Source organism: Mesobacillus boroniphilus JCM 21738 (assembly GCF_000517385.1).
Taxonomy (GTDB): domain Bacteria; phylum Bacillota; class Bacilli; order Bacillales; family Cytobacillaceae; genus Mesobacillus; species Mesobacillus boroniphilus.
On record NZ_BAUW01000101.1, the window covers coordinates 1 to 11,898 of the forward strand.

At 41.2% G+C, this 11,898-nt stretch carries 6 protein-coding genes and 6 pseudogenes; 6 read left to right on the forward strand and 6 right to left on the reverse strand.

Annotated elements, in window-relative coordinates:
- Positions 1–69: 69 nt before the first annotated feature.
- Positions 70–1,535 (reverse strand): annotated as a pseudogene (locus JCM21738_RS18690) (SulP family inorganic anion transporter).
- A 313-nt stretch (positions 1,536–1,848) separates the two neighbouring features.
- On the opposite strand from JCM21738_RS18690, the gene JCM21738_RS18695 reads away from it, so the two are divergent.
- From JCM21738_RS18695 to JCM21738_RS24510, 3 genes are all read left to right on the forward strand, one after another.
- A complete protein-coding gene (locus tag JCM21738_RS18695; protein ID WP_023626298.1) occupies positions 1,849–2,460 on the forward strand; it encodes a class I SAM-dependent methyltransferase in 612 nt (203 codons plus the stop codon).
- Between the two features lie 117 nt (positions 2,461–2,577).
- Positions 2,578–2,841 (forward strand): hypothetical protein, encoded by a 264-nt coding sequence (locus tag JCM21738_RS18700; RefSeq protein WP_023626299.1) that lies wholly within the window; start codon positions 2,578–2,580, stop codon positions 2,839–2,841.
- Between the two features lie 583 nt (positions 2,842–3,424).
- The gene (locus JCM21738_RS24510) at positions 3,425–3,595 is read left to right on the forward strand and encodes a hypothetical protein (RefSeq protein WP_023626302.1); all 171 of its coding nucleotides are present in this window, start codon (positions 3,425–3,427) and stop codon (positions 3,593–3,595) included.
- 397 nt (positions 3,596–3,992) lie between these two features.
- Here JCM21738_RS24510 and JCM21738_RS18705 read toward each other — a convergent pair.
- The 3 genes and pseudogenes from JCM21738_RS18705 to groES form a co-directional block, all read right to left on the reverse strand.
- A pseudogene (locus tag JCM21738_RS18705) lies at positions 3,993–4,753 on the reverse strand (DegV family protein).
- 425 nt (positions 4,754–5,178) lie between these two features.
- Positions 5,179–6,806, reverse strand: a pseudogene (groL, locus tag JCM21738_RS18710) (chaperonin GroEL).
- 58 nt (positions 6,807–6,864) lie between these two features.
- Positions 6,865–7,149, reverse strand: coding sequence for a co-chaperone GroES (gene groES / locus JCM21738_RS18715; protein ID WP_023626305.1), 285 nt, complete (start codon positions 7,147–7,149; stop codon positions 6,865–6,867).
- A gap of 381 nt (positions 7,150–7,530) precedes the next feature.
- Between groES and JCM21738_RS18720 the strand changes: the two genes are divergently transcribed.
- Positions 7,531–8,262 carry a CPBP family intramembrane glutamic endopeptidase gene (locus JCM21738_RS18720; protein ID WP_023626306.1) on the forward strand — a complete coding sequence of 244 codons (732 nt, stop codon included), beginning with the start codon at positions 7,531–7,533 and terminating at the stop codon, positions 8,260–8,262.
- A gap of 3 nt (positions 8,263–8,265) precedes the next feature.
- Complete coding sequence (locus JCM21738_RS18725; protein WP_023626307.1) at positions 8,266–8,466, forward strand: YdiK family protein; 201 nt, start codon at positions 8,266–8,268, stop codon at positions 8,464–8,466.
- 16 nt (positions 8,467–8,482) lie between these two features.
- Here the strand turns inward: JCM21738_RS18725 and JCM21738_RS18730 are convergent.
- Together JCM21738_RS18730 and moaC are read right to left on the reverse strand one after the other, a co-directional pair.
- Positions 8,483–9,150 (reverse strand): annotated as a pseudogene (locus JCM21738_RS18730) (redox-sensing transcriptional repressor Rex).
- A gap of 28 nt (positions 9,151–9,178) precedes the next feature.
- A pseudogene (gene moaC / locus JCM21738_RS18735) lies at positions 9,179–9,671 on the reverse strand (cyclic pyranopterin monophosphate synthase MoaC).
- 181 nt (positions 9,672–9,852) lie between these two features.
- Here moaC and JCM21738_RS18740 point away from each other — a divergent pair.
- Positions 9,853–11,778 (forward strand): annotated as a pseudogene (locus JCM21738_RS18740) (ABC-F family ATP-binding cassette domain-containing protein).
- Positions 11,779–11,898 lie beyond the last annotated feature (120 nt).

Genomic DNA, 11,898 nt, shown 5'->3' on the forward strand with positions numbered 1-11,898 from the left:
TAAAAACCCAAGTTCGTCATATAGACAATCTTGGGTTTAGGGTTTAGGGTTTATCTTTTAGCTTTTAGCTTAGTGGCCGGAAAGTTTTGCTCCCGGTTTTCTGTGAACTGCCAGTTTTTTAACTAGGTTCATACTTGCTTCATTTAAGCCAACCAGGCGAACGACCACGCCCGTTGCCCGTAATTTTAAGACAATCTTATCAATGGCCGCTACTGCTGAGTCATCCCAAACATGAGCTTGGGTGAAGTCAATTTCAACCTCTTTTACATCTTCATTGAAATCAATCGCATCAATCAGCTCATCAACAGAAGCAAAGAAAACCTGGCCTTTAACTGTATAGATTTTCTTATCGCCTTTCACCAAAGACTCAACCTGAACTTTTGATATCTTTGCTACAAAGAAAATTGCACTAAGGATAATCCCGGCAAATACCCCTTTTGAAAGGTCATGAGTTGCCACAACAGTAACAACTGTTACAACCATTACAATTGAATCAGTAATCGGAGCTTTTGTGACACCTTTTATCGAACTCCAATCAAATGTACCGATGGCGACCATGATCATGACACCTACTAAAGCTGCCATAGGGATTTGAATAACGATTTTGCCTAGTACAATGATCAAGAACAATAAGACAATGCCAGCCACTAAAGAAGAAAGTCTTCCTTTTCCGCCGGACTTGACATTGATTACGGATTGACCAATCATCGCACAACCAGCCATGCCTCCAAAGAATCCAGTTATGATGTTTGCAATACCCTGGCCTCGGCTTTCCTTGTTCTTATCACTAGCTGAATCAGTCATATCATCGACAATTGATGCTGTAAGCAGGGATTCAAGAATGCCGACTACCGCAAGAGCTAGTGCGTATGGAAAGATAATGCTCAATGTTTCCATATTAAAAGGAACATTCGGGATGAAGAAAGATGGCAATGCAGCAGTCAATTCTCCCATATCACCTACCGCCTTCACATCACTTTTTGTGAATATAGCAATGACAGTAATAATAATTACAGCAATTAGCGGGGATGGAATTGATTTATTGATTCGCGGAAAAAGATAAATAATTGCCAAAGTACCTGCTACAAAGGCATACATTTGCCATCCTGCCCCCGTAAATTGCTCTAACTGAGCAATAATAATAAGGATTGCCAGTGCGTTTACAAAGCCAATCATAACCGAACGCGGGATAAACTTCATAAATCTGGCTAATTTAAATACACCGAAGAGGATTTGAATGACACCTGTTAAAATTGTGACAGCAAATAAATACTGTACCCCGTGGTCGGCTATTAAAGTGACCATCAATAAAGCCATTGCTCCTGTTGCACCAGAAATCATTCCAGGTCTGCCACCAATGAACGCGATCACTACTGCAATGCAAAAGGAAGCATACAAACCTACCATCGGGTCAACTCCCGCTATTATAGAAAATGCAATCGCTTCAGGAATCAAGCAAGAGCCACTACTATGCCCGCAAGGACCTCTCCCTTTAGATTTCCGAACCATTGCTCTTTAATTGTATTAATACCCAAATAAACACTCCTTATTAATTTGTTTTTTTAGTGACTTTGAACTCTCATCAAAGTCTGGTCCGTTGAAAACAAGGCAATAATAACACATCTGGAAAAAGTGGCAAACCAACATGTAAGCGGTTGTTTATCTCGTTCCCTCTCGAATTCGTCCAATATCACGTTTTAACTATGAAGATAGCGAAATATGTCATTTTTGTTTTCACTTGTTACAAACCGGATGGGCTATGACTACAAAACGATTGAAACTTTGTTATACTTGGAGTGTTCGTCGGTATTTTGAAATAAGCAAGGAGGAAAGAAGGAGAGATTAGATTTGTTAGAATACACTGGGGAGAGAGTCATCCCCGACCTTATGAAACCAGCCAATGCTTTATTACTTGAACACTTAGCGCGTTATCAATTCAGTTCCTACCATATACGTGGAAGAGTCCTAGATTTAGCGTGCGGTTCCGGCTATGGTTCGCAGATGCTTGCTAAGTATGGCAAGAAACGAATCGATGAATTAATCGCCGTCGATGTTGATCCCGTTACAATTGATTATGCTCACAAACGATACAACCATCCCCTGGTTGATTATCGCTGTGAAGATGCAACGGATCCCCTGCTTCCCCAAAAATTAGGCATGTTTGATGCCATCATTTCCTTTGAAACACTAGAACATTTAGAAGATGAAAGGCAATTTCTTTCCAATCTTTATAATATGCTAAAACCCGGTGGGACATTGGTCCTGTCTACACCTTTCGGAAAAGGAAGAGGAAAACCATGTGGTTCGCCATTCCATGTTCATCAATTGACAATTGATGAGTTTAATGGGTTATTTCCGGAATACAAAGAAGTTAAGATGTACTACCAAAAAGGAGTATTAATCGAGCCACCATATCCAGGCGTTAAATATCCGCTTGGAATAGCTGTTTGTACTAAATAAGAATCTTTGAAAAAATGAGTACCTGTTTAACTCTACACATTCACCCGGGTTTAAAAATACAAAATGAAGTTATAGAAACCAGTAATTTGCATAAAACAACCCATTGATATGGGAGTGATGGAACTGGAAGAAATCTTCGTTAAGTGTTTGTCACCGGAGGATCTGCGAATTGTCGTCCCTTTAGAGGATAAGATCTATTCGCTACAGTTCGCCAAACATACACAACAAACCTGGTTGGTGAAGGTCGGTAATCTGGACGAAGCAAACCAAAACAACATAATTTCTTGCTTATTTGATAAAATATTTGCCGACGAACAAATACGCCAAATGTTTATTCAGTTAAATATCATTTCTGAGGAAATGGACTTCCAATTTAATTAGAAAATTAGTTTAAACGAAGGAGGAGTTTATGGCTATCAAACTCATTTGTGAAGAATGCAAAGGCGATGGAAAGGTTCCTTTCATCAAGTTTCTTGGACTAAAGAAGAGATGCAAGATATGCCAAGGGGAAGGTAAGAAAATTCAACGTATTTTTAGATACTAACTTGTTCCTGCATAATATTATCCACTTAAAGGGGTTGTGCTTTTGGTTAAAGCTGACGATATCATTTTTTACAATAATGCTGCTTATAAGGTTTTATATGTCTATCCAACAGGTTACTGTGAGATCAAAAGAATGGACTCCGCCATCGTAGAATTTATTCATAGAAAAGATCTTAAAGCATGTCCTTTAATTCTCGAGTCACAGGATTAACAAGGAGGTGATCCATAATGAATAAAGAATGCCCAAGTTGTTCCGGTAAAGGTTATCTTTTGGTTAAATTCCCGAATATCAAAGAAGCTTGCTTCCATTGCCAGGGAAGTGGAACTATAAAGTCCGTCACTAGTAGTAAATAACACCTTTTTATATTCATAAATAAGCATTACACATAAACTTTTAGCATTTGCTGTTAGGAGTGATATTTTGAAAGAACTATTGATTAGAGGAATCAGTATGCATACCGCTGGGGACTCCTTGCTTTTTTACATCCACTTAGACCACAAGACTATAGAGGTTACTGAAAAGGAATTTGAAAAGGCTATGGCTGATTTAAAATCGGGCAAAGAGCCTCTTACACTCATTAACCATGACTGATGCGTCGCTGATTAATAATTTGAATATTTTTCCTTTCGCTATAACTAATGAAGTCTTGTTCCAACTAACACTTGCTTTAGAATTCAAAGTACTTAAATGAAGTAATATTTTCATTTGGCAGTGTGAAGATATTACTTTCAACTAGTACTTTAACCCCTGGTTATAATAGTGTTCGTTATCCAGTCAACCAGCAGTGACTTGTAAGAAATAAAGAAACTTACTACAAATTTGATTAACTTACGAGAAGCTTAGACTTAAAAACCTTCTATGGTTATAAACCACTTTCATCTTACTTTCTACTCTTACTAAAATTTATTTACTTTAAATATATGTGTTGACGACTTTTCAGCCTCTTATTTGATAAGTCTTCATCAGATTTGAGGATAAATTTTAATTTCTAATAAAACGAGACTATAATACCTCCTTTTCCTGCGTAGGTACCCATTGTAGCCCCCATATAATTCACTATTATTTCTTGAGGATCATATCGTTTCTGTATTTCAGTCTTTAAAAATTCTACATCTTCGAAATTGCCTGTGTGTGTAATACCAATAACAGTTTCTGAAAAGTCTGTTTTACGTTCTCCAAGGATATCTAATGCCCTTTTAAAAAACCTTTTGTTTCCACGGATTTTTTCAAGGACCTCTATCTTCCCATTCACTCCTTCTAATATAACTTTTATATTTAGAATTTTAGCGACAGATCCTTGAAACTTACTTAACCTTCCACCTTTCACCACATTTTCAATGGTATCTAATAAGATTAAAATATTCATTTTGTCTCTAATTTTTTCAAGCTCCTGAATAATGTCTTCTAATCTCCAACCTTGACTAGCAAGTTCCACAGCTTTTAAAATTTGTAAACCGTGCCCTAATGAGCCGCCTAAAGTATCAAATACCGTTACATTAGTATTAGAAATCTCTTTTCCAAGGCAAGCTGCTTGATAAGTACCACTAAGGCCAGATGAAATAGTAAAGCAAAGCATTTCATCTCCATTTTCGCTAACTTAGTGAATAAATCAGCAAAATCGGAAGGGGAAGGCTGAGATGTTTTTGGAAGTTCATTAGTAGAAAACATCTTTTGGAAGAATTCATGAGGTGTTAAACTAACACCCTCTAAGTATTCTTGTTCCCCTATTCGGACAGATAAGTACAACATGAATAAAATATTTCTCAATAATATCTTTTGGTAAATCAGCAGAACTATCAGTAATTATTTGAACCACACTTTTTCCTCCTACTTCGTTATTAAAAGGTTTTTAATTAAACTACTTCTGTATTATACCAATACAAATATAAATTTAAAATGTGACAAAGTTCTAAGACTTCTAAGACTTCCATTAGCAATTCAGCTATATAAGGTTTATATTTACTTACAAATTGAGTGAAAAAGAGGCTTCTCAAAAGGTTGAATAAAAACGACAGAGAGTCGCCTCTTTTGTTACTTAATTGATATAGCAGTCCATAAGTAAAGAGGGTGCCTAAAAGTTAAAACTTTTTTGGACACCCTCAATTCACATCATATTATCATTTTACTCTCATCTCACTCAAAAACCTACTCATTACAAGGGTTTCAGGGCGTTATTACATCATGCCGCCCATTCCGCCCATTCCACTCATGTCAGGCATTCCAGCGCCTTTTTCTTCTGGAAGGTCTGCAACTACTGCTTCAGTAGTCAGGAACATTGCAGATACGGATGCAGCGTTTTGTAGTGCATAACGAGTAACTTTAGTTGGGTCCACAATACCGGATTCGATCATGTTTACCCACTCGCCAGTTGCAGCGTTGAAGCCTGTGCCGACTTCTTCGCGCTTCAGGCGCTCAACAATGACTGATCCTTCAAGACCAGCGTTGTGAGCGATTTGGCGAACTGGTTCTTCCATAGCACGAAGGACGATGTTCACGCCAGTAGCTTCGTCGCCTTCAGCCTGGATTCCAGCCACTTTGTTGTATACATTAAGAAGCGCTACGCCACCGCCTGATACGATTCCTTCTTCAACTGCAGCGCGAGTTGAGTTAAGGGCATCTTCAATGCGAAGCTTGCGTTCTTTCAATTCAGTTTCAGTAGCAGCACCAACCTTGATGACTGCAACGCCGCCAGCTAGCTTAGCAAGGCGCTCTTGTAGCTTTTCACGGTCAAATTCAGAAGTTGTTTCTTCCATTTGAACACGGATCTGGTTTACGCGGCTTTCGATTGCAGCGCTGTCTCCAGCACCTTCAACAACTGTTGTGTTTTCTTTTGTAACAACAACTTTAGAAGCGCGTCCAAGTGATGTGATTGTAGCAGACTTAAGGTCACGGCCAAGCTCTTCAGTGATCACTTCACCGCCAGTCAATGCAGCGATGTCTTCAAGCATAGCCTTACGGCGGTCACCGAAGCCAGGAGCCTTAACAGCTACTGCGTTGAATGTTCCGCGAAGTTTGTTGACTACTAATGTAGCAAGTGCTTCACCTTCAACATCTTCAGCAACGATCAATAATGGCTTGCCTTGCTGTACAACCTGCTCAAGGACAGGAAGGATTTCCTGGATATTGCCGATCTTCTTGTCTGTGATCAGGATATATGGGTTTTCTAGAACTGCTTCCATCTTGTCAGAATCAGTTACCATGTAAGGAGACGCATATCCGCGGTCGAACTGCATACCTTCAACAACGTCCAATTCTGTAGTGAAGCCTTTAGATTCTTCAATTGTGATAACGCCGTCGTTGCCAACGCGTTCCATCGCTTCTGCAATCAATTGGCCTACTTCTTCGTCAGCAGCAGAGATAGCTGCAACTTGTGCGATAGAAGCTTTTCCTTCGATTGGCTTGGAAATGGCCCTTAACTCTTCCACAGCCGTAGCAACAGCCTTTTCCATACCTTTGCGGATGCCCATTGGGTTAGCGCCGGCAGTTACGTTCTTAAGACCTTCGCGGATCATCGCTTGAGCAAGAACTGTTGCAGTAGTTGTACCGTCACCCGCAACGTCGTTCGTCTTGCTAGCTACTTCAGCAACAAGCTTAGCACCCATGTTTTCGAATGCATCTTCAAGTTCGATTTCTTTCGCGATCGTCACACCATCATTAGTGATAAGTGGTGAACCGAATTTCTTCTCAAGAACACGTTGCGTCCCTTTGGTCCAAGAGTTACTTTTACTGCATTTGCAAGAGAATCAACCCCGCGAAGCATCGCGCGGCGTGCTTCTTCACTGAACTTAATTTCTTTAGCCATTGTAAAAAGACCTCCTCAGATTATTAATATTTTAACGTTCTGTCTATAATCGCAGTGATTATTCTACAACTGCTAGAATGTCGTTTTCACGTAGGATCAGATACTCAGTGCCCTGGTACTTTACTTCTGTGCCTGCGTATTTTGAGAAGATAATGCGGTCTCCGACTGCAACTTCAAGAGCAACGCGCTCGCCGCTTTCAAGAACTCGGCCAGTTCCAATAGCTACGACTTTACCTTCTTGAGGTTTTTCTTTCGCTGTGTCGGGTAAAACGATACCGCTTGCAGTTTTTTCTTCAGACCCAACAAGCTCGATAATAATGCGATCTCCTAGTGGCTTGATCAAGTGAAACAACCTCCTCAAATTATATGTAGATTTTTTTATTAGCACTCGCCTCAATAGAGTGCTAACACAATTTATATAATAATGAATCTCTATTTTTTTTGCAAGCCTGAAGCCTAATTTTTTTTATAAAATTCAGCAGAATAATCTCATCTCTTTTCCTTCGACAGCAAGTACTACATTTCGCTATTTTGCAGGCATCCTGGCCACAAAAGACCACCTTGAAGAGTATGCCAGTTCACAGGAAACTTAACCAAAACATTCTCGGTGCGTCCTGATATTTGAACTTTCCTGATGATTACTAGTAAAATGGATAGATAGCATTCTTATAATAGCTTTCATGACATACACATATACCGATCCGAATAGAAGGAGATTAACATATTGAAAAAGGAATACTGGTACGTCATTATTGCCTATATCATCATGCAGCTCTCAAGCTTGATCGGCATTCCGATTGTTGCCTTTATCGGAACTGCAATGGGAAAAAGCCTTAAGGAAATGGAGACGCTCTCGATTCCATACTGGCTCGTAATCAGCTTTTCACTGACACTTGTTATCGTGCTGCTGCTTCTAAGGAAAGAACCCAGGACAGAGACTGACCTGCGTGATGCTTCATCACCGGCAAGTTCAGCAGCCTGGGCTTTCGCAGGTGTATTCCTTGCTCTGTTCGCACAATCAATCGCGGCTAGCATTGAAAACATGCTTGGTATTGAATTGGGCTCGGAGAATACACAGGAAATCATTAAGCTGATTGAAATGTTCCCGGTCGTTATTTTGGTCAGCTCAATTATCGGACCTATATTAGAAGAAATCGTCTTCCGTAAAATCATATTCGGCAGCCTGCATAAGAAAATGAATTTCTTCTTTTCGGCGCTGATCAGCTCTGTCATCTTTGCGCTTGCCCATATGGAGCCGGAGCATGTGATCCTTTACTCAGCAATGGGCTTCACCTTTGCCTTCCTTTATGTAAAAACAAAGCGGATCATCGTGCCGATCATCGCCCACGTTACAATGAATACAATGGTTGTCCTGCTTCAATCCGTATTTAGGGAAGACATTGAGAGAATGATAAAAGAAGCAGAGAAAATTCAAAGCTTTATTGGGGGACTTTAAGTTATGAAGCAATCGCCTTTATTTTCAGGCATTGTCTACATCTTGTTAGGCAGCTTATTCACCTATTTCGCCATCCAGAATGTAAACGATACAGGCTGGGGATTTTTTAGTTATTTGCTTGTAGCCCTTGCCACGTTCGACTTCGGGTCCGGCATCAGGATGATCATGTTCCATTTCAAATTGAAGAATGTACAGAAAAAATAGCTCCTTCGGCAAGGAGCTATTTTTCTGCCGATTCAGTTGTTCCAGAATCTGTTGGATAATGTTTTAAAAAGTAAATCAATGACTGCAGTTCAATCGCCAAATCAATGTGATGGATCCTTATGGACGGCGGCACATTCAGCCTCGCCGGCGTGAAGTTCAGGATTCCCTTGATATTCGCCTGCACCAATCGGTCTGTTATCGGCTGTGCTACTGCTGAAGGAACAGTCAGGATAGCCACCTGGATTCCTTCCTCGACCACTACCTTGTCTAGGTCATCCATGTGATATATTGGGACTTCGCCGATTTTCGTGCCGACCTTGCCTGTGTCAACATCGAAAGCTATCTCGATTTTCGTATTATTATTCTTTGAAAAATTGTAGTTCATTAACGCTGTTCCCAGGTTTCCGACACCGATCAGGCAACTTTCGTCAGTTCATCCTGGTCCAATGTCTTTCTGAAAAACGTCAGCAGGTAATTCACATTGTAGCCGTACCCCTTTTTACCTAATGCTCCAAAGTAGGAAAAATCCCTTCGAATTGTCGCTGAATCCACCTTAACTGCTTCACTTAATTCCGCGGATGACACCCTTTGCTTACCAGAAGAATGCAAGTTCAATAAGAACCGGTAATACAGTGGCAAGCGTTTGGCGGTTGCCTGCGGAATCTTCGTAGCATCATTCGTCATTCTCCATCCTCCACCCTGTCCGTTATTTCTATCTCAACTTTTCTTCTCTTTTAAAATCACCGTTTTTACCGCCGGTTTTTTCGACCAGATACGTCTTGCCGATCACCATGCCCTTATCAACGGCCTTGCACATATCATAAACAGTCAGCGCACATGCTGAAGCTGCTGTTAACGCTTCCATTTCTACACCTGTATTCCCTTTTGTTTTTACAGATGCGGCGATATTTAAAGTATACTCATTACCATTTTGCTCCCAATCGAACGAAAGATCAATGCCTGTCAATGGAATGGGGTGGCACATCGATGATTTCAGATGTCTTTTTCGCCGCCATGATGCCTGCTACCTGCGCGACAGCAAGTACATCCCCTTTTTTCATTTTATTTTCAGTGATTCTGCTATATATATCTTCGTTCACGGTTATGCTTGAATGGGCGAAAGCCGTACGGACCGTCTCCGGCTTTTCACTCACATCGACCATCTTCGCTCTGCCTTCTTCATTAAAATGCGTAAATTCTGACATGTTAAAGCTCCTTTCTACCAAATAATACACTATTTTATAAAACTTGTGTGTGAACTTTGTTTCTATGTTCACAAATCCATTGGTGGTTTTCAATTTACCTTATCACCTATTGCAGTTCGCACATATTGCCGTGCCAATATTAATGAGTTACACTATCTCTAAGGCAATAGAGGTGAAAAAAATGATTTTATTACAGGTTAATCAGCTATCAAAATATTTTGCTGCTGATCTTATTTTATCGAATATCAAGTTTGAAATACAGACCAATGACCGAGTAGCGCTTGTCGGCCGGAACGGGGCAGGAAAATCAACTGCTGAAAATCATCGCCGGGTACGAATCTCATGACGGCGGCGAGATCATCCGTCCAAAGGGGACGTTGATCGGCTATCTCGCGCAAAATACCGGGCTTGAATCCGAAAAAAGCATCTGGGATGAAATGCTAGCCGTTTTTGGCCATCTGCACAGCATGGAAAAAGACTTGCGCCGGCTGGAAGAAAAGATGTCGGATCCTGCCATCCTGTCGAATGAGACTGAATACGAAAGAATCATGAAGGAATATGACCTGCTGCAGGTCCAGTTCAAGGAAAAAGGCGGCTACCAATATGAAGCAGATATCCGTTCCGTCCTTCATGGCCTGAACTTCCATTCCTTTGATTATTCCACAAAAATATCCACTTTAAGCGGGGGACAGAAAACTAGACTCGCGTTGGCGAAGCTATTATTGACCCGTCCGGATATTTTGATTCTCGATGAACCAACGAACCACCTTGATATAGACACGCTATCGTGGCTTGAGCAGTATTTGCAGGGTTACGACGGTGCCATCCTGATTGTTTCACACGACCGTTACTTCCTGGATAAGGTCGTGAACCAGGTATACGAAATCTCCCGCCATCAGTTGACGAAGTTCCCTGCAATTACAGCTCATATTTAGAGCAGAAAGCCGCGAATTACGAACGTGATCTGAAACTGTTTGAGAAGCAGCAGGATGAGATCAACAAGCTGCAGGATTTTATCCAGCGGAACCTTGCCAGGGCATCAACAACCAAGCGTGCCCAGAGCCGGCGGAAGCAGCTTGAAAAAATCGACCGGATGGACAGGCCTATGGGTGATGAAAAATCCGCATCGTTCAGCTTCCAGATTGAACGCCAGAGCGGTAATGATGTCCTGAAGGTGCATACGCTTGCTGTCGGCTATCAGAATGAAGTCGTATCTGAAAATATCTCGTTCAACCTTTCGCGTGGCGACAGCACAGCACTCGTTGGGCCAAACGGTGTCGGCAAGTCGACCTTATTAAAGACAATCGTTGAAAAACTGCCTTCGATTACCGGCAATATTCAATACGGTTCTAATGTTTCGATCGGTTACTATGATCAGGAACAGGCAGAACTAAGCTCGAATAAAAAGGTATTGAACGAACTCTGGGACGAATACCCTCTTATATCGGAAAAAGATATTCGCACCGTTTTGGGTAATTTTCTTTTTTCAGGTGACGATGTCCTAAAAATCGTTTCTACCCTAAGCGGGGGCGAAAAAGCTCGTCTGGCACTTGCCAAGCTTATGCTGCAAAACTCTAACTTCTTAATTTTGGACGAGCCTACAAACCATCTCGACCTGGATAGCAAGGAAGTCCTCGAGAATGCGCTGATAGATTATCCAGGCACCATCCTGTTTGTCTCACATGACCGTTATTTTATCAACAGGATCGCGACAAAGGTACTCGAACTAGACCGGGGCGGCTCAACTGAATACCTTGGCGATTACGATTACTATGTCGAGAAAAAGCTTGAGCAGGAAGAGCTTAAGGCGCTGGCCGAGCAGTCCGCTAAAGCATCAGGAAGTGCTGTGGATAACTCAAAGCAGGATAAGACATCCTACCAGCAGGACAAAGAAGCCAAAAAACTCGAACGACAGCGTAAACGCCGCATGGAAGAAGTAGAATCGCTCATCGACAAGCTGGAAACAGAGGTAGCAGAATATGAAGAATTGCTTTGTGATCCCGAATTCTTCCAGGATCACGAAAAAGCTGGAGAAATCAACAGTAAAATCGAAGCCGCCAAAGAGAAACTCGATGAATTGATGGAAGAGTGGACAGAGCTGGCATAAAACGGGCATGAATGTGCCCGTTTTTTTGTTCTTCAAATGGGAAAGTCCTTTTTATTCGCAAACTGGAAAAAAACGAGGATTATTTCCAGTTTATATTTCCAAACTTACAGCTTTTCCACA